The following is a 19403-nucleotide window of genomic DNA, read 5'->3' as shown; positions in this document are numbered from 1 at the left end:
TCCGGCGTCAGCCTCCCGTAACAGTCATACCGGTACAGTTACTACATATCTTCCGTGATGCGGTTATCCGCCTATAATGATTTCCCGGCTTTTATTCAACGAATGATTAATAATTTCATGTACAGTCTCTTATATTCTTTACTCAGAGTTATCAGCCTATCCCCCAAAATAAATCACATATTATCTTGATTATTTTTTTAAGATTATCTCTAAACATCCCTCTTTTCGATAAAGTGGCATATAATATCCATATTATCGCGATTATACTTCCAATAATAAAGATCAACATGGATATTTTATTAATCATATTCATCAAACATCAATGTCCCTATCTCTTTGATTAAATTCATTGGAAAATCCATCATGTTATGGAATTTCTCTTTATACACATCGCTAATTGATGGCTCATCTGGATCGTCAAACTGTTCACTATAAGGCAATACACCTAATAAATTTTTGCAGCACCTATCCTTGTCGGTTTCATTAAGTGATTCTGATAATCATAAATTTGCCCTGTTATATGAAGCAGTTGCTAATGTGATATTCCCCCCTGCCAGAGAAACATTGCCCACTGGAGACAATGTAATAAATCCATCAGCAGCAATACCTATCCCGAGTTTGGCTACCCCACTTGTGTGCAATCTTGCAGAATTAGCTATATTTAAACTAGCCGTTAACATTTTTGCCGGATTAAATGGAAGACTATCCAGACTATTATTAGTCTCATCTATCATGCGACTACATAATTCACATGTAAACAATCCCAGCGGATCTGTATCTGTGACGGGATTCAACGGATAGTGGTAAGGATTTAATCCTCCTTACAGCCCTGTCGGGCCCTGACTGACGAACCTGCCACACTCCGGTGCATAATATCTGAACAGATTTTAATGCAGGCCCGTTTCATCGTCAAAATACGGCCCCGGCAGCCGGTTGCTCATCACCGCCCGGAGCTGGCCGGGGAGAGGGGGGCTCAGTGCCAGGATGTCGCGCCCATACTCGCTCACCCTGAGCTCCACAATCAGCCAGCATCCGGCGGATAATTAAGAATTTATTTAGTCAGCAAATATGAATGCCTCCGGCGTCAGCGTCCGCCACATCAACAGCAAAACCCACATGACCACCTATTACTCACAAATCCCCAGCCTGCATCTTAAGGGCGACTGGCTGGAAGAAGCGGGATTTAAGACCGGGCGCGGCGTCACCGTGAAGATTTCACAGGGGTGTATTGTGCTGATGGCGGACAGTAACGAGGAGCAGAAGCTGCGCGAGCAGCTTTATCAGGCTAAACAGGTGGTTAAGGGAATTAAGGACGTGCTGGTTTAGTGGAATGAACGGGGATTGAATAATAAAAAAGCCGGGAAGGTTTATATAATTCTTCCCGGCTGTCATTATATCTTATCTGATACTGAAAAACCAAAATCGATATAGCCCTCAGAGCTTATTACAATACACCATTTTTTTTCTCTATTGAAGAAATAATGATGCTGAGGGATATTGTTAATAGCCATCTTTAAAAATTGATAAAATTGTTTTGGTTTAATAGAAACTGAGAAATCCAATGATGAATCATTTATATAATAAATATTATCGCTATGTAAAATTTCACTATCAATGTTATTGGCATGGATAAAGTTATTTATTTGATCAATCCAATCGAAATAATTACCTTTTAAATTCAGACTTTCATGCTTACTGGTCTTTGACCAGTTAATTTTTGAACCTATCCATTCAAAAGAGTCTGATAACTCATCAGCGATAGAATTCCAGCTATCAATGATTAAGAGTGAATCAGATAGCTGTAATATTTTCTCTTTTATTTCATCATCAAGAGTCATGATATTGGCCTTTGAGGTTTGGATGGAAGATCAAATAATTTTTGGAGTTTTGTTACGATAGATTCACTTGCATCAAATAAGAAATGTTCGCCTTTATCCTTTCCACTGAAGACATTAATATGGGCACCACTTCGTTCATCATATTCGATCCTAAATCCTGTTTTGCCATCGGCGGTTGTCATTCCTACAGGTTTTCCTCTTGTCGAACCGAACTTACCTATATTAACTCTCTCCGCTTTAAATCCACGTTCTTCTAACCATTTGAGGGCTTTATTTCTGGCCTGCTCATACGAAGATCCACATTTAAGACCTAAAGGATCGATCCATGACAGAGGATTCGGTGCATACGCATATAAGTTTATTCCACCCTTCAGCGAGATTGGATCGCCCGATATAAACTTCCCGATATCCGGATCATAAAATCTGTACAAATTGTAATGCAGCCCCGTTTCCCTGTCCAGATATTGCCCCTGGAAACGCAGGTTCTGCTGTACGGGCCGGGTTTCTTTTTCATGCGTCAGGTTCCCCCATACCTGATAGCCCGCTTCCCAGACAATATTGCCCCCGCCGTCCGTCATCTCCTCCGGCGCGCCGTTTACGTCCGTATGGTAATACAGCACCTCATCCGCTTCGCCCGGCGCCGCCCTGTCCACCCGCGCCAGCGGCTCGTGGCTCCCCTGGTCGCTGTAGATATACAGGCTGCTGCTTCTTCCCAGCCTGCACTCCTGTGCCAGCCGCATTCCGTCCCATAAAAACGTCGTCCGGTTATACGGCTTTCCTTCCGCGTCCAGCTCGTGCTTCTCCACCCGCCTGCCCGGCGCGTCGTACACGTACCCGTAACGCCGTACGGTGTCCCCCCGGGTGACCGCCACTTCCGTCAGCCGGTGCTCCGCGTCCCAGCGGTAGTGCTGCGTGCCGTTGCGGCCCCGCTTTTCCACAACCCGGCCATATTCATCGTAACGGTAATGCAGCCCACGGTATGACGTTATCCGGTTGAACGGCACCACGCTGCCTGCACCCGCCTGCGCGGTCTCTCCCTGCCGCCTGTCCAGCAGGTTCGCCGCCGCGTCGTACTGCCAGCTGTCCAGGTATGCCTCATTCCGGCACGCCGTGATGCGCCCCGTCGTGTCGTAAAAATAATCCGTCACCCCCTGCCGGCTGTGCCGCTTTTTCAGCAGCTCATCCTGGCCGCTGTACGCATATTCCCGGTCGATAAACGTCTCCGGCACCACACCGCGCATTCCTTTACAGGTCAGTTTCCGCGTTAACCGGCCCGTCCGGTCGTACATCCGCCGCGTGTCCAGCCGCCCCTGGCTCCGCTGCACCTCACGGTGCAGGTGGTCACGCGTGAACTCGCTGATGACATCACGCCCCAGGTTGATTTGCTGGAGATGGCCGCTCCCGTAGTACAGGTACCGCAGCGTCCGCCCATCCGGCATCTGCGTTTCTGTGCGGTTGCCCTGAACATCGTACCGGTTCTGCAGCACGCCCTGCGCCGTCTCCTCGCTCAGCAGGTTACCCGCACTGTCGTAGCTGAACCGGATAACTTCCGGCTCTCCGCCTTCCGCCGCATCATGCTGCCTGCGGCGGATTTCCAGCAGACGGTCCGCCGCGTCGTACCGGTATTCCGTGCGCGTCTCCGGCGTGATTTTCGCCGTCAGCCTCCCCGCCGCATCACGCTCCAGACCGTGGCGGATTTCGCCCCCGCGCTCCCCGCCGTATATCACTGCCGTCACCGCATTCAGCGCGTTATACCCGTATACCCGGCGGCTGCCGCCGGGGTCCGTCTGTTCCGTCACCCGGCCCAGAACATCGTACCGGAACCGGTAGCTTTCCCCGTTCTCGTTCGTGAGCGTGGTCAGCCGCCCGTAAGCGTCGTACTCATACGCCGTCCTGCGACCCGTCGCATCCGTCTGCCTGCGCACCCGCCCCTGGCCGTCCCGCTGCCAGCGTGTTATCTGCCCCGCCGGGCTGGTGTATTTCACCAGCCGTCCCGCCGCATCCGGCTGGTAACGCTCCGTACGCCCGTCCGCGAACATGACCTCCGTCAGATGTCCGTTGCCGTCATAGCTGTAACGCGTACTGTTACTCTCCGCGTCCGTCACCCTTTCCAGCCGCGTGCGTTCATCATAAAACCATGCCGTCTGCGAGCCAGAACAGTCCGTGTGGCGCATAAGCTGCCCGTCTTCGTTCCACTGCAGGTATTTATCTCCGCCCCGCGCGTCGGTTATCCGCACCACCTGGCCGTGCCGGTCATACCCGTATACCGTGCGCTGGTGCAGCGGGTCGCTGACCGCCTGCAGGTTGCCCCGCTCATCATACTCATAACGCCACGCCGCCCCCGCGGCATCCACCTCCGTTTCCGGCTGGTGCCACACCGGATGCCACTGCGTCTGCTCAACCCGGCCCAGCGGGTCATGCGTCTCCGTCAGGTGGCCGAGACGGTCATAGACATAACGCCATTTGCCGCCCTGCGCGTCCGTCATCCCCAGCAGTAACCGCTCTTCATCGCTCCAGCGGAAAGTGGTCATCTGCCCGGCCTCGTCCCGGTACGCCGTCACCAGGCCCTGCGCATCCCACCAGTGGCAGCGCGTACGCCCCAGACTATCCGTCACGCACAGCGAACGTTCTGCCAGATTCCAGTCCAGACGATACTGCTCGCCGCTGTCCGTATGATGGCCCGTCACCCGCCACGCCGCATCGTCCGGGCCTTCAAACCACGCCCAGGTGTAGTAATACCGTTCGCCGCCCGGCTCCCGGTGCATCGTCATGCAGTCGTTGTCGTCGTACGCAAACTCGCGCTGATACCGTGCCGAACTTCAGCCACTGCGAGTTTTATTCATGCGTTGAAGGATGCTCGGTTCGTTTGTGCGGCGAATGGATGCCGCAGGCCGGGTTTATTAACGGGATGCCCGTTAAAATTCGGGTGATAAAAGACTGCATCGTGATCACTCCGCAAAATACCCGCGAACTGTGGGGCTGTATTGAAGGTATGAGCGTAACGTATATTAATCACCGGAAAGTTAAGACATGGTTGAAAGATTTTCCCGGTGCGCTGAATGATACCGGTGATTGAGCGGAACAGGATTGCAGACGGGGTTTAAGTAGATGATTAAATTGGTAGGACTATTTTTTATTTAAAAAAATATAAAGTTCGGGTATAATATCCGACCTTTATAAAAGTTAAAGAAATTTACTCACGTAAAAAGGCATCATTGTCCAAATAATAAAAAATTGCTTTTATAACATCTTGGACATTGGTCTCTGAGGAAAATTCGAATTCACTTTCAATTATTCCTCGTACCGTTGCCGAATCTAACCATGATTTATAGCCTTGCCCAGCAAATTGAACAGGAATTGACCTGCCATCTTCTATTACATATTCTTCAACTTCTTTGCTTAGAAAAAGGACAAACTCCTTTTGTTCTATACTTCCTGATGTAACTTCCCCCTTCGTATAAAAACGACCGGGATAGGGGATACTTTCCCAATTTTCAGCTAGTTGCCAAATACCGCTAAACTTAGTAGCCATGATCATCTCCTGCTTTATTATCTATCGACATCCTGAACCACCACCCCATTTATTCCTACCTCCCGTTCCGTCTGGATGATAAATTTTTGAATACTTGCGATGATGTTCAAAAACCACTAATTCTAAAGATCCTGGTTGATTAGCATGATGCCAAGTTGTACCTCTTGGCGGTTCTGAGCTATATCCATTTCTTGCGCCAGGAGAAACATGTTCATAAATACCTGGATATCTTCGTTCCAGCGATGCTCTTAATTGTGGATCTTGATTCATTGCATTGTATAAACCTTCATTTGCATTTTTAAAATGATAATCATCGGATTTAGTATAATCTCCGGTAGGCAATTGATGTTGATAATAAACAGTATATTCACCGGGAGTACGAATACCCTCTCCATTATAGAGTCCTAAAGGATCGATCCATCTAATCGGATTAGGCGCATAAGCATAGAGGTTTAACCCTCCTTTTAACCCAATCGGATCCTGACTGACGAACCGTCCACACTCCGGTGCATAATATCTGAACAGATTGTAATGCAGCCCTGTCTCGTCGTCAAAATACTGCCCCGGCAGCCGCAGCGGCTGGTGAAAGTACGCCCCGCTGTTGCTGATGTCCGCCGCATTTTCTCCAAACCCCCTGATATACCCCGCCCACACCAGCGCTTCCCTTCGGCGTCCGTCACCTGCATCAGGTTGCCGCCCTCATCGTAATCATAAGCCGTGGTGCGCCCCGAACAGTCGGTGTACTTCGTCAGCTGGCCGCGCCGGTCGTGATAGCCAAAGAGATCTTTCCGACTATTTTCACTTAGTCCACTTCTGATATTTTTCAGGATCACTTTCAATTAATGCTTTTACTTCACTAATCGCCTCTTTCACACCTGAAGAGTCTGTTTTATACTTATCAAGGACAAAAATAATTCCTTCAGCTATATTATCAAGAACATAAGATATTTGAATGGTAAAAACACTAAACTCCCGATATGGTATAAATAAAGAAAAATACGTTTCCTTATCCTTTGATTTCGTTGTTGGCCCCTTTACATTCAAAGTCTCACTTTTTCTCGTTGCTGATATCACAAAAATAATTGAAAAATCATCAGCCTTAAATAATTTCTCATAATGATTTAAGTTTTTATTAAGTTTATCAAGCTGAATACTTAATAAGTGTATTATCGTATTTGTGATTGGAAAAGTAGTATTCTCACCCTCGAGGTATATTTGGCTAAAATAAACCTTCATTAGCAACCTCCTTTTGGTTTATAACTCTTTTGATTGCCCTCAGGAACTTGTCCTGTCTTTTCATAATGCGCATCAAGCTTTGCAGTTTCTACAGCTTTCGCTGAGGCCGTTGTTTCGTGGCCAGATTCTAACACAATACCTTTAACATTACCTTTACCATAAGTTTTTTCTAATTTTGTCACCTGTTGGTGTAATCTAGTTGGTAAACCAGAACTTTTAGTTACACGATTCATATCTGTTTTACCATATTTATATAGTTCACCATTTATTTCTATTTTATAAACACCAAAATCACCGATCGCCCCATTAGTATTAATGGTGTACCAACCCCCACGGATCAATCCAACTCAACGGATTCGGCGCATACTGATAAAGGTTTAACCCGCCTCTTAGCCCAATCGGGTCCTGGCTGACGAACCTGCCACACTCCGGTGCATAATATCTGAACAGATTGTAATGCAGCCCGTCTCGTCGTCAAAATACTGCCCCGGCAGCCGCTGCGGCTGGTGAAAGTACGCCCCGCTGTTGCTGATGTCCGCCGCATTCTCTCCAAACCCCCTGATATACCCCGCCCACACCAGCGTTCCGTCCGCCGCCGTCACCTCCTGCGGCGTGCCCGTCACATCCGTGTGGTAATACCACACCTGCCTGCTTTCTCCCCGCCCCGTCACGCTCGCCACCGGCGTGTACGGCTGTTCCGCATCGTACAGATAGGTCCGCCAGCCCTGCTGCTGCACGTTCTCCTGCAACAGCCTGAACCCCTCCCACACAAAGTCCGTCCGGCTCCGCGCCGTATGACCCGTGTGCCGCCCGTACGTCGCCTTGCGGATTCGCCTCCCCAGCGCATCGTAGCCGTAGTGCGTCTCCGTGTTGCCGCTGATGACCCGCGTCAGCTGCCCCTGCGCGTTCCACTCCAGTTGCTGGTCGCGCCGCGTGGTCAGCTCGCCCCACTCGTTATAGCCGTAACGGTCACGACCACAGCCCGGCAGCCGGTTGTTCATCACCGCTCCCTGCCCTTCGTTATCCAGCAGGTTGCCCGCCTTATCGTAATAATAACGGTCATGGTCATACATCTGACCTGAGCGCCCGGTCAGGTAACCGCTTCTGTCATAGCTGTACACCACACTGCCACGCAGGCCGTCGTCAATCGTGCCCACCTCGCCGTGGTTGTTCCAGTAATAGTCCCTCGACGTCACGCAGCCCTGCCGCGCCGGGCGCTGGCCGGGAAGAACAGGGGCACTGCCGGACGCCAGACTGCGCTGCCAGCTCAGCAGCCCGTCGTCGTCATAGCCGCTGTACGTCGCAAGCTGCCCCTGCGTGCGCATTATCTGACGGTGCAGGCTGTCGCGCTCATACTCGCTCACCGTCAGGCCATCCAGCGCCGTCTGTAACAGATGCCCGCTCCCGTAATACAGATGCGTCAGGTGCTGCCCGTCCGGCAGCGTGATGTCCGTCGGGTTGCCCAGCGCGTCGCGCTGATAACATATGCTACCGTTCCCCGCGTGCTCCGCCGTCAGCCAGCCGTTGCGGTCATACTCAAAACGCACCGTGTCGGCCTGCATCCGGTGCTGCTGTTGCCCCGCCTCCGTGGGCGTGAGCATCACTGCCGTTATCTGGTCCAGCCGGTTGTAGCTGAACGTCCGCTGGCCGTGTTCATTCTCCGTCCGTAACAGACGGCCCAGCGCATCCCGCTGCTGCGTCTCCCGCCGCACGCCGCCCTGCGTGCCCGTGGTCTGTATCGCCGTCAGATAACCGCTGTCGTCCAGGATAAAAGTACGGCTCAGTCCGTCCGGGCGAACCTCACGCACCAGCCTGCCGTCCGCATCGTGACTGAACCGGTACTGCGCCCCGTTGCCGTTGGTCAGCGCTGCCACCCGGCCTTCCGGCGTGTACTGCCAGCGCGTCTCGCGCTTCTCCTCATCCGTGTGCGCCGCCAGCAGACCGCGCGGCGTATACCGCCAGCTCTCCACGCTCCCCGTGATGCGCCGGTGGCTGCTCATCAGCCCCAGCGCATTCCAGGTATACCTGTCCTGCTGTTTCCCCGGTGAGTTCACCGTCTCCGGCAACCCAAGTCGGTTGTAGCTGATGCGTACCACCTTCCCTTCCGCGTCCGTCACCCGCGTCAGGTTGCCGTCCTCATCGTGGTCATATCCTGTGCTGCGCCCTGAACAGTCGGTGTACCGCGTCATCTGCCCCCGGCTGTCGAACGCCGTCACCACCGTGCCGCCCGCCGCATCCGTCCGGCTGCACATCTGCCCCTGTTCATCGTAAGCGTACTGCGTCACCCGCCCTTCCGGGTCCGTCTCCTGCACTGGCTGGCCGTGGGCGTTGTACTGCGTTTTCCAGACAGCGTCATCGTCCAGCGCCGTGCGCGTGATTTCGTCGAACTCACCGTTCCACTGCGTCTGCGTCACCCGGCCTTCCGGATCTGTCGTCTTCACCACCCGGTTCTGGATGTCATATTCATACGCCACCGTGCGACCGCCGGGCAGCTCAATGTTGACAGGGAAGTGGTCTTCGTTGTACGTGAAGCGGTACATTCCACCGCCCGGCGTCCAGTGCGCGGTGATATACGTCTCCCTGTCGTACCACCACTGCCATGACTCCCCCGGCCTGCCGGTGACGGTGGTGGTGCCTGCGGCAAAATCATAGTCAAAGCGGTAATGTTCACCGTCACTGGTGTCGTGCTCCGTCACGCGCGGCGCGCCGTCGAGTTCCTGCCAGCGGTAGCGGCAGGTGAACCCCGCCGCATTGCTGTGCGCCGTCATCAGCCCGTTTTCATAAGCAAACTGCCGCACCTGCGTTCCCGCCCGGTTCACCACGCCGGTCAGTTGACCGTTATCGTCATACCGGTACTCCACCAGATTGCCACGGGTGCCGCCCTGCACCAGTTCAATTCGCGACAGCCGCTCCCCTGCCGGGGTCTGTGTGCGGTGCAGTAACAGGTGATGCCCGCTGCTGGAGGCTATCCGTACCAGTCTGCCTCCTTCGTGCCCGAAGACAATGCGCTGGCAGTGCGGCGTCTCCATAAACAGCAGGTATGCCATGCCGTCACTGTCAAAATCACCAAATACGTAATAGCTGCGATCGGTGTAATGCAGCACGTAACGCCCGTCATGCAGGCGGCTGAGGTATAACTGTTCTTCCGGGTCAAATATCTGGTGGCCGGGCGTCAGCATCGTTTTCGGGTAACGCAGTTCCCGCCCCTGTACGCCGGTCAGCGTGATGTGTTCATCGTCATCGCGCAGGCTGGTTTCCCAGTTCAGCCGCCAGCCCCGTCCCAACAGTCCCACAGTTTCCAGGTGGCTGGCGTAAAAACGCGAGCAGGTGACCGGCAGGCGACCGGGCAGGGTGAAGTCCGTTTCCGGCAGCAGGATTTTCTGCCCGGTGGTCACATCCACCGGATTGCTGAACAGCCCGCTGATAGCCTCACCCACGGCCATCCCGACAAGCTCCCCGCCGATAAACTTAGCGGCACATTTAGTGCCAAATTTCGTCCCCAGCTTTGCCGCCTGCCGCCACGCCCCGGCCAGCCCGCCGAGCAGACTCGCCACGACAAACAATACATCCACCACCTTGCGCAGCCAGTCCGGAATTTCAGAACTGATTTCCAGTACCGTCTGTGTGCCGCCGCCGAGAAACACATTCGGCGAACCGTCTTCAATCACCGCGTCGCATTCGGTGTGGTCATCCTTACGGGCGGCGGGCTGGCTGTTGATGTAGATATTTTCCGACCCCTGGGCGATGCGTTTTTCTGCGATATGGTTATCGCATTTCACCGTACTCAGTACCGCGCGCGCCGCCGGGCGACTGTTGGTGCTGACATTCTCCGAACCGGTGAGGATTTTTCCTGCCGTGTGGTGGATGGAGCGCCCGATGGCCTCGCCCAGTTGCAATACCCCGGAGGCTATTTGATCGGCCATAAAACCCAGAATCAGCCCGGCAAGAAAACCGCAGCTAAAGAAGGCAAAGGCGGCAAGCGCGATAATGGCGATGCCGATGATAGCGCCGATAAGAAACCCGGCGAGCGCGCTGGTGTGGTAGATAGGATCATCCACACGGGCTGCTTCATACATGGTCACACCTCCGTGTGATTATTCGTTTTTATCCGGCTGAAAGCCTGCCAGCCAGGTGTTCCAGAGTAGGTCTGCTTTATCATCAAAAGGACGGGGACTGGTCAGGGTGAAGACCAGTACCTTGCCAGGGGTTGCAATAAACCCGGCCTGACGCTGGTACACTTCCGTTTTCCCGGATTTATGGGTGGCGGCAATTTGTTCCCCCATAAGGGCATCATTGCCCGTTCCTGCCTGTGCAGGCGCTCGCGACAATACCCGGTGCTGACCGAGATTTTTTTTCATCAGTGCAATCTGGCGGTCAATATAGGCGGGCAGGTCTTCATCAGGTTTTAGCGTATCGCGGGAAATATTCAGGCTGGGCGATGTTCGTTCATTGCCCTCCAGGATAAAAATATTGACGCTGCGATCCGTAAATGTTTCAGGCAGGACAAAACCCCCTTCCTGTATGCGGTATGGTCGATCCATGAGAACTCCAGGTTTAATTCAGATCACTCAGAGGTGGGAAGGGGGGCAATATCATCGGCGGTTACGGCTGTGCCGCCATCCGGGTTCATATCAATACCTTTACCAATCAGTTGCATGACATCGCTGGTATGTAACATCAGTTGCTTGCCACAAAACTCAATGGAGCCGTCCTTATGTAAAACAAGCGCCGCATTGCCGCAGCGAAGTGTGAATTGATCGCCAACATCTAAACGATAAGTGGTGCCGATATTGATCGTCTGCGCCAGTTTTACGGAAAGGCCGTCATTCTTCGTTACCGTGGTGTTTCTGTCCTCACCAATACTGTTGGTTTCATTTTTAATAATGGTTTTAGTGCGATCCACCATAACCGTATGCGTTTCATTATTCTTCACCGTGGTGTTGAGATCTTTTTCCGCGTGGAACTTCACTTCCTCCGCGCCCGTTTTGTCGTCAAAACGCAGCATGTTGCCGTTCGTTGGCCCGCCATACAGCGAGTGGCTGAAGATCCCGCTCTGCGACGCCATTCCCGGCAGTCCCCACGGCGGCATGGTGTCCTGGTTGTAGGTACGCCCCACGATGATCGGCAGATCCGGATCGCCGTTTTTGAAATCCACCAGCACTTCCTGGCCGATACGCGGGATCTGGATCATCCCGAAGCCTTTGCCCGCCCATGGGTAGCTGACGCGTATCCAGCAGGAGCTGTTTTCATCCATTTTGCCGTAGCGATCCCAGCCAAACTGTACCTTTACCCGCCCGTACTGATCCGTCCAGATTTCCTGGCCCGACGGGCCGGTGACAATGGCGCTCTGCGGCCCTTTGGTGTGGGGTTTGCTCACCGTCCGCTGCGGGCGGAACACCTCGCGGGTGGGGTGCAGTTCAAAACGGGTGGAAAAGGTAAAGTGCTGGTCCTGCCCGCTGTGCTGCGCGTTGTCCTGCACAAACAGCAAGGTCTGCATCAGCAGATATTCCTGATTGACTTCGGCGGTGGGATAGTTTTCCAGCGTGAAGGTATAGCCTGTCATCAGCGTACGAATATTCCCGGCACCCAGCACCCGGCTGCCGGGGCTGCGCTGCGCTTCCATACGAATGCGCGTCAGCATCTCGCCTTCACTCTTGTCGAAGTAGTCTCCCGGCCACTCATAATGCTCGTAGGTGGCATGACCGGTTTCACGCGGGTTTGCCACCGTGTTTGCCAGCAATGAACGTGGCTTCGTAAAATCGAAATCATCCAGCACCCACTGGCCAGTCCGCAGACTCTCGTTTGCCGTGATAGTGTGGATAAACTCCTTGTCCAGCTTCAGCCCTTCCTGGTGCCACTCGACCAGCGGCGAGTCCGGACATGCTTTGTGGGCGCTGATGGCATCCGCCAGCACCAGCGTGTGGCTGTCCTCGCTGTGCTCAAACCACCAGTAGATGCCCCACTCCTGCATCAGTCGCTGAAGAAAATCAAAATCAGTTTCACCGTACTGCACCTGCCAGGTGCGTACCGGGTAGCTTTCCACCAGCCGCTTTTCCACCGGGTAGGGGTATTCCGCCAGAACCTCATCCAGAATATCCACCACGGTTTTATTCTGGAATGCTTTGTAGTCGCTGGTATGGGTCAGCAGTTTCAGCCACGGCTCCATACGCAGCTCATAGGTAACCGAACGCCCTTCATGGCCCACCACCCGCGCCGCCGTGACCAGCCCGCTGATATGTCGTTTACCGCCACCATCCAGTTCGATGTTGACGCACAGATCTTTGCCCACCATCGGTTTGAGCGGCAGGTTGGCCGCCGGGGAGACATAGCCCAGATTCAGGGTGTCGGGCGTTTTTAGCTGTACCACATAGCTGAACAGTTCACTTAATGTTTCGCCGCCGTCCAGGCTGGCGAACAGTAATGCGCCCGGCGGTACGGCGCTGCCGCTGACCGTCACATTATGCGCCCCCGGCCCGTCTGCAACAGCAGAGACGATGGCCGATACCGCATCCTGCGCCATACCTGCGGCGGCGGCAGCCTGCGCCGCTGCTACCGCGGCTTTCACCAGTCCTGATGGCTCCGGCAATGCGCCAAACAGCGATCCCGCAGCCTGTTCCACGGCGGATTCCGCCGCATCTGCCACGCTTCCGGCGACTGAATCTGCGGTGACACCGCCACTTTCTCCGGTTATCGGCGGCGTGGTTGTCGTCAGCCCTCCCATACCGGATTTATTATTTGTGGATACAAAACTCATGGTAGTGACTCCTTTAATACCGGATTAAAATAAATAGACTCACCGTCAGGAAACAGTGCCCCGCACTTTATAATGCAACCAGCCTGTTATATTTAAATATTTACCAGAAGAACAGGGTATATTGCTGACAAGAGCCATGAAAATAAAAACACAAAAATTAGCACATAACATAAATACTGAATTACATAAATAAGGAAATGAACATAACAATATTATGATTTTATTTTTATTACGCTTACCAGATTCGCATTGCATTTTATAGAAATTTGATTAATAACCAGCACACCGCCAGTCATATACTTTATCATTGGTGCTCATTACTTATCTGGCCACCATTGTAATCATTGTCAACCACAGCACGTTCAGACACGATAATTTCATCCGGTTTTAACGGTATTATTGTTTTGTTCCACCATTCGTTTGCTGACCAGAAACATACTTAACATTAACCGTAAATGTCTTTTCACCATTTTCTTTTTCCGTCTCCTGTTTCAGAATACGGAAAAACACCGGTTCCACTTCAATACAACCATGACTGTAACCTTTGGTGGAATCATGGATATAAAAACCACCCCGCTTGCCCCCACAGGCTTTTCGGGTCTTCTCATCCGCTGATTCCAGCCGGATACGGTTATATCCCCAGTTCGCCCAGTATATCTCACATGTTCCGGCAGCCTGGCCTCGCGGAATGGTACTCCAGCCCCATGATGGTCCCAGATCACAATCCGCAGCATTTCTTATCGGTGCCTCCCCCTGAAACTGAATAAACAATTTATAATTCCCTTCCGGTATCGCCGCATCCGGCACACACTGTTTATCTGGCCACTGTAAATCCGGTAACCCCGTGGTCGCCTTAAATATCCCGATACCAGGCCATGTCAGCTTTTGCCCGTCAAAAGTCAGTCTTACTGCCATCATCTTCTCCCTGACTATTCTGTGTATTACAGCGGTGGTGTACAACGTATCATTAGCGCCAGCTTCTGATCCCGTACAGACTGGTTATCCACCGATAATACAAAGCTGAAAGGATAACGTCCCTGCATCTTCGCCAGTGAGATATTCCCCTCCTGAAGGGAATATGCACTTCCGCGTCCGTAACCCTCAACATCCTGCGCCAGTAAGCTGGTATAGTTGATTAATGTTGAGAAACAGCCACATTCACCGGTGCTTTTTTTCAGTGTGACCGTTGTTTTCAGAATGGTAAGGTTATCCATTTCCTGACGATGAACGGGATGGATATCCACACACTCCGCCAGCGGGTTATCAATGTTTACATCTGTTTCGCCCCAGGCAAATACGGGCAGGAACATTCCTGCACAGGCAGACATAAACAGAACCTCTACAGCGTACTTTTTCACAGCATCTGACCTCTATTTTCTTCATCCACCAGCCGCAGCGCATCCACATACCGCCCTTCACTGTTCTGCTGCCAGAACCAGCCTTGTCCCGGTGTTGCCTGCCCCAGCGTCTTACCCGGCCAGCCCGGCCACGGCAGATAACGCACGCCCGGCAGTTCTACTACCGGTGCTTCATCCGGCAGCCCGGTCAGTTCCCGGCTGCGCTGCGATGTACGTCGTAACCCACGCAGCCACTGCGCCCACCACGGCCCCGGCTGCCACATCGCCCATAGCTGGTCCACCTGCTCCGTCAGCCGCCCGCGCCGCATCGTGTCCGGCGTGATATGCTGCGCCGCCAGCCTCGCCAGCCAGTACAGCCAGCCAGTACAGCCAGCCCTGCGTCTCCTGCAAACTCTCGTCCAGCCACTCCCGACCGCAACGCTGGTAAATCACCAGCGGCCACGGGCGTCCCACGCTATCCCGTGACGCCATCAGCACTCCGGTCAGCCAGTCAGTCGTCCCACCCATCGGCAAAAATCCCGGCGACATCACAAAGCTCCACGGCAGCGGATGGTGTTCCGGCGCGGGCATATCATGTTCGCCACGCGGCGACAGGTGCATCCAGCCGTCACGCTCTTCATCGGTCGTCTGGCCTTCCGGCAACACGATATGCCGCCCGCTGCCCACCCATGTCTGGCGGTTCAGCCAGTCCTGCCATATTCGTCCCTCTTCAGCGCCCACCCGCCAGCGCACATAGTCGCGCTGGTCCGGCAGCCTGCCGAACATCGCCGGGGCTGATACCACCGCTGGCCGGCGCATTACAGCGCCCTCGCCGGGCAACTGAAGTTCTGCAACAGCTCCCGGCTGACCGGGTTAAAATCCCGCCCGGCAGTGATTTCCAGCACCACCCGGCGACCGTCAAAATCATATTCCACCAATTGGCGCCCCCGCACCGCCGTTTCCTGTACCATTCCGGCGTCCAGCAGATGAAACAGCGCCCACGGCCCGCCGGTCAGTAGCGTTGAGGTGTCCTGGCGAATACGCGGGCTGGCGGTGATTTCCGCCATCGAGCCGTTGCGCGGTCCCGGCCACGTCACTTTCAGGGGCCGGTCCGGACCATGGGCGTAGCGCAGCACCTGGCCGTCGATATCAATCACCAGTTCCGTGATGGCCGGGTCCATATCCACCACGCTAATCTGCATCGACCAGGAAAATTTTTTCCCGCCCTCGCTGTTAAAAAACACGCTGCGGATCTGCTTCGCCTGCTGAAACGGCGTTAAATCCGGCCCCTGCAATGTCATGTTGCCTTCGGTCGGTTTGTAGCGCCACGGGTCGCTGGCGGTGTCCGCCAGCGGAGCCAGTTGTTTGCTCCAGAAAGCATCCAGTACGCCGCCGCTGGCGAAGATGCGGTTAAAGTCCTCGGCGCTGACCTCCTGCGGGCTGTCGGCGAACGGATAACGCCCGTCGATGGCGTCACGGCAGTCGTCGCCCATCATCGCCTCCATCTGGGTGTTCAGCACGTCGCCGGTCCCGGCGTTGATTTTGCGCGTTCCCTGCTTCGTCAGATCCAGCAGGATGTTTTTCAGCGGCGCAGGCAGTTTCGCCGCCTCCAGTTGCAACTTGTCTGCGGCAGTAATGCGCGCTGGCAACGTCCCCGCCGCCAGCGCGCTATCAGCAATGGTCAGTTGGGTGTAATACTCGTTGAGCATGGTCAGCAGCGAAGCGATCTGCATCGTCCCACCGCCGCTCTGTCCGCCGTCCGTCCGCCCGGCAATGACCTCGCGCAGCGCGGCGAAACGATCATCCACCAGCGTTTTTTCCAGCCGTTCTTCCGGGTGAATATCCTGGAACAGTTTTGCCGTCTGTACCACTTTCCCCGCGTTACCGGATGCGCGCTGCGCCAGTTGTTTCTGTCTGGCCTGCGGGTCCGGCGGCGGCACCAGCGTGGTCTGCTCCACCACCGCTTTTCCCAGCCGCATCAGCGGTGAGTCCGGCGACGCCAGGGTGCGCAGCACCTGTAAATCATAGGCCAGGCCGGAACTGCCCTCTTCCCCGGCACTGTTGATACTATGGATACTGTCCAGAAAATCCTGCCAGCGGCGGGCATATTCCGTCAGGTACAAACGGCGGACTTCGCGGGCGACAGACTGCTCCTGCCCCGGTATCTGGCTGCGCAGGCTGTCAGTCAGCTTTTTTGGCGTACTCTCCCGGCCCATCACCCAGCCATCGTTCGCCGTCGCCGCCGCCACAAATTCCGGTAATCGTTTGTCGAACAGCTCCCGGTATCCTTCACGGGTAAAAATACCCGGCACGCCCCGATCCAGCGGCGCGCCGTTGCTACGCACAAACACCGTTCCCGCATCCGCGCCGACGGCGCGTACCAGCGTGAACTCCTGCGGCGCTTCGCTCTCCATCGCCGCCAGCGCCCGCGCATAGATACGCTCGGTACTGGTGTGACCGTCGAGGAATGCCCGCGCCTGGCGGATCAGTGCCTCATTTTTCTCATACGGTGAATGCACCACCCGGCTGCCGTCAAACAGCGCTTCGATATGCGTCAGCACGGCGGCGCGCCCGCCGAACCCGGCCACGCTGTCGCTGTTCCCCAGATCGTTAACCACCCACGACTGGATCTCCGCCGCGTTGTATTTATCTTCGTGATCTTTATCCAGATTCAGTAGCAGATAGATGCGCAGGGCATCATACGCAGCTTTACTGTCCTGACGGGCAATGGCGTCCGCCAGCACATACTCCATCCGTTTCACCAGCGGCGGCAGCAGCAGTTGATCCAGCAGACGGTTGTACAGCGACGCCACGCTGTCGGTTACCGGCGGTACGCTGTACAGGCCGTAGCGCCAGGTCAGCGGCGGCGCGTCCGGGTCCAGTTCCGGCCAGGCGGACAGTTCCCTTGCGCTATCCAGCAGTGCCGGGACGGGAGCCATCGCCGGTTTACCGGTGTAGGCTTTCACTTCACCGTCCAGCCGGGTCGCGCGGGCGCTGATTTCATTCAGATAGTCGCCGTTGGTCTGCTGGCTGGTCTGCATCCCCTGCCACAACAGGAATGCCAGCACCAGTACCAGCAGGTGCCCGCCGAGGCGCAGCAGGCGGTAACGCCAGGCCCACTGGAGGTTTGGCTCCACCAGGTGCGCTTCACGGAAAATAAACTGTGTCAGCAGGTCATGCAGAAAGTAGCTGCGGTTGCCGTCCGGCAGAGCGTGCGGGAGAGAGGCGGATGATTCGCCACGGGCGGTTCTTATCGCCCGGACAAAGCGCTGCCAGATACTCAACTGGTCGGCCACGGCGTCGGCCTGCGCCTGCGCGGCGCTGGTGAAAAACACCCCGCGCAGCGTGTTATTCAGTTGCGTGGCATCGAATTTTGAATCGAGGAAGATCTGTTCAATAGCCTCCAGCAACGGCTCGCCGAGGGCGGCGAACTCACGCGGGAAGGTATACAGCCGCTGGCGGCTTTTAAGGTCGTACTCTTCCTGTAACCGGGTATCCAGTCCCTGATCCAGCCGCAGCGTCAGGCGCGCCAGCTCCTGCGCGCAGGCGGCGTGCAGCGCCTGCGGGTCGCCCGCTTTTCGCCTGCGGCTGTACGGCAACGTAAAGCCCCAGATTTGTGCGCGAAGATGGCTGGTCAGCGTGCGAAAATACTCGCTGAACCCCGGCAACAAATCCATTTTGGTGACCACCAGATAGACCGGAAAGCGAATCCCCAGGGTCTCGCGCAGTTCTGCCAGTCGCGCCCGCAGAGCGGCGCAGGCCGCCAGGCGTTCCGCCGGTGACTGTGCGGTTAAATCCGCCACGTTTAGCGTCAGGATCACGCCGTTAAGCGGCGCGCCGGGGCGATGTTTACGCAGCAGACCGAGAAAGCCCTGCCACTCTCCGGCGTTACGCTGCGCGGCGCTCACTTCTCCGCCGTCATCGTGGCGGGCGTAGCGTCCGGCGGTATCAATCAACACCACTTCGTTGGTAAACCACCAGTCGCAGTGTAGCGTGCCGCCACCCGGTACTGTCAGGATGCGCGAAGTCTGCTCCATTTGCTCCGCCAGCGGGAACTGCAATCCGGTGTTCAGCAGGGCCGTGGTTTTGCCGTCGCCGGGACTGCCGACCACCATGAACCACGGCAGCTCATACAGAAAGCGTTTTCCCTCGAAGATCTTACGCCAGCCAGGCATATCCACCCGCAACTGCCGCAGCTGCCGGATGGCCTGCGTGACAATATGGTTGACGGTGCGCAGGTCGGCTTTGATCTCGCCTGCCACCGGTACCTCTTCCCCGCGCGGATGCAGGAAGCGACGCAGCAGTTGTTCATCCATACGCAGCGCACGCCACAGCCGGTACAGGCCGTACAGCGCGTACATCAGCAGGATGAAACCAATTAATGTCAGGCGGACCCACAGCGGCGCAAACGGATGGACATCGCCCAGGGCCAGCAGCGGTGTGACGAAGCCAATCGCCAGGCACAGGACACTGATGCCGATGATACTCATCGACCAGTTGACCAGCCACAGTACCAGCAGCATCAGCAACAGGGCAATGGTCACTACCCGGCTACCCACGGAGGCCAGCGGGCGCAGGGTATCAAATGACACCAGCGGCCCGACAAACCAGACCAGCAGCGCCAGAACCAGAACGCCCACAACTGCCAGCGCGCGCCGGGAAAAAAGCAGACTAAGAAATTTTTGCATTATATTTCGACTCGCCAC

The 19403-nt window shown here is 55.1% G+C and carries 13 protein-coding genes and 6 pseudogenes; 2 read left to right on the top strand and 17 right to left on the bottom strand.

Going from position 1 to position 19403, the window contains the following annotated elements; translation table 11 throughout:
* Positions 1 to 500: 500 nt before the first annotated feature.
* Both N7E69_RS13425 and N7E69_RS24570 read right to left on the bottom strand, forming a co-directional pair.
* Positions 501 to 734 (bottom strand): hypothetical protein, encoded by a 234-nt coding sequence (locus N7E69_RS13425; RefSeq protein WP_124084119.1) that lies wholly within the window; start codon positions 732 to 734, stop codon positions 501 to 503.
* Positions 735 to 758: 24 nt separating this feature from the next.
* Positions 759 to 932, bottom strand: a pseudogene (locus N7E69_RS24570) (RHS repeat-associated core domain-containing protein); the annotation flags it as partial.
* A gap of 136 nt (positions 933 to 1068) precedes the next feature.
* Here N7E69_RS24570 and N7E69_RS13420 point away from each other — a divergent pair.
* A complete protein-coding gene (locus N7E69_RS13420) occupies positions 1069 to 1326 on the top strand; it encodes a SymE family type I addiction module toxin (RefSeq protein ID WP_000994230.1) in 258 nt (85 codons plus the stop codon).
* A 65-nt stretch (positions 1327 to 1391) separates the two neighbouring features.
* On the opposite strand, the gene N7E69_RS13415 is transcribed toward N7E69_RS13420, so the two are convergent.
* Positions 1392 to 1838 carry a hypothetical protein gene (locus N7E69_RS13415; RefSeq protein ID WP_000171102.1) on the bottom strand — a complete coding sequence of 149 codons (447 nt, stop codon included), beginning with the start codon at positions 1836 to 1838 and terminating at the stop codon, positions 1392 to 1394.
* Positions 1835 to 4657 (bottom strand): annotated as a pseudogene (locus tag N7E69_RS13410) (RHS repeat-associated core domain-containing protein); the annotation flags it as partial. The gene N7E69_RS13415 and the pseudogene N7E69_RS13410, both read right to left, overlap by 4 nt.
* 47 nt (positions 4658 to 4704) lie before the next feature.
* On the opposite strand from N7E69_RS13410, the gene N7E69_RS13405 reads away from it, so the two are divergent.
* Positions 4705 to 4914: a SymE family type I addiction module toxin gene (locus N7E69_RS13405; protein WP_001675680.1), complete on the top strand. Its 210-nt coding sequence runs from the start codon at positions 4705 to 4707 to the stop codon at positions 4912 to 4914.
* A gap of 117 nt (positions 4915 to 5031) precedes the next feature.
* Here the strand turns inward: N7E69_RS13405 and N7E69_RS13400 are convergent, their stop codons facing one another.
* The 13 genes and pseudogenes from N7E69_RS13400 to icmF form a co-directional block, all read right to left on the bottom strand.
* Positions 5032 to 5370 carry a hypothetical protein gene (locus N7E69_RS13400; RefSeq protein ID WP_000201550.1) on the bottom strand — a complete coding sequence of 113 codons (339 nt, stop codon included), beginning with the start codon at positions 5368 to 5370 and terminating at the stop codon, positions 5032 to 5034.
* A 21-nt stretch (positions 5371 to 5391) separates the two neighbouring features.
* On the bottom strand, positions 5392 to 5487 hold the full coding sequence (locus N7E69_RS24565; RefSeq protein ID WP_235604823.1) for a hypothetical protein: 96 nt from the start codon (positions 5485 to 5487) through the stop codon (positions 5392 to 5394).
* 33 nt (positions 5488 to 5520) lie between these two features.
* Positions 5521 to 5673, bottom strand: a pseudogene (locus N7E69_RS24560) (Rhs-family protein); the annotation flags it as partial.
* 12 nt (positions 5674 to 5685) lie between these two features.
* Positions 5686 to 6083: pseudogene (locus tag N7E69_RS13390) on the bottom strand (RHS repeat-associated core domain-containing protein); the annotation flags it as partial.
* 85 nt (positions 6084 to 6168) lie between these two features.
* Positions 6169 to 6606: a hypothetical protein gene (locus tag N7E69_RS13385; protein ID WP_000870136.1), complete on the bottom strand. Its 438-nt coding sequence runs from the start codon at positions 6604 to 6606 to the stop codon at positions 6169 to 6171.
* A complete protein-coding gene (locus N7E69_RS13380) occupies positions 6606 to 6839 on the bottom strand; it encodes a hypothetical protein (RefSeq protein ID WP_235790843.1) in 234 nt (77 codons plus the stop codon). Before N7E69_RS13380 ends, N7E69_RS13385 begins: the two co-directional genes overlap by 1 nt.
* Positions 6840 to 6930: 91 nt before the next feature.
* A pseudogene (locus N7E69_RS13375) lies at positions 6931 to 10682 on the bottom strand (RHS repeat-associated core domain-containing protein); the annotation flags it as partial.
* Between the two features lie 18 nt (positions 10683 to 10700).
* A complete protein-coding gene (locus N7E69_RS13370) occupies positions 10701 to 11147 on the bottom strand; it encodes a DcrB-related protein (RefSeq protein ID WP_000375834.1) in 447 nt (148 codons plus the stop codon).
* A 23-nt stretch (positions 11148 to 11170) separates the two neighbouring features.
* Positions 11171 to 13360 (bottom strand): type VI secretion system Vgr family protein, encoded by a 2190-nt coding sequence (locus tag N7E69_RS13365; protein ID WP_000011530.1) that lies wholly within the window; start codon positions 13358 to 13360, stop codon positions 11171 to 11173.
* A 396-nt stretch (positions 13361 to 13756) separates the two neighbouring features.
* The gene (locus N7E69_RS13360) at positions 13757 to 14278 is read right to left on the bottom strand and encodes a DUF2778 domain-containing protein (RefSeq protein ID WP_000968384.1); all 522 of its coding nucleotides are present in this window, start codon (positions 14276 to 14278) and stop codon (positions 13757 to 13759) included.
* Positions 14279 to 14301: 23 nt separating this feature from the next.
* Positions 14302 to 14718: a DUF2195 family protein gene (locus N7E69_RS13355; protein WP_000759642.1), complete on the bottom strand. Its 417-nt coding sequence runs from the start codon at positions 14716 to 14718 to the stop codon at positions 14302 to 14304.
* Positions 14715 to 15516: pseudogene (locus N7E69_RS13350) on the bottom strand (TagF domain-containing protein). The gene N7E69_RS13355 and the pseudogene N7E69_RS13350 overlap by 4 nt, the downstream one beginning before the upstream one ends.
* A complete protein-coding gene (icmF, locus tag N7E69_RS13345; RefSeq protein WP_108610906.1) occupies positions 15516 to 19385 on the bottom strand; it encodes a Type VI secretion protein IcmF in 3870 nt (1289 codons plus the stop codon). Before icmF ends, N7E69_RS13350 begins: the two are co-directional and overlap by 1 nt.
* Positions 19386 to 19403 lie beyond the last annotated feature (18 nt).

The organism is Salmonella sp. 3C, from assembly GCF_025426275.1.
GTDB classification, from domain to species: Bacteria; Pseudomonadota; Gammaproteobacteria; order Enterobacterales; family Enterobacteriaceae; genus Salmonella; species Salmonella enterica.
Note: the sequence above shows the minus strand (reverse complement) of the source record. Positions and strands in the feature narration are given on the sequence as shown.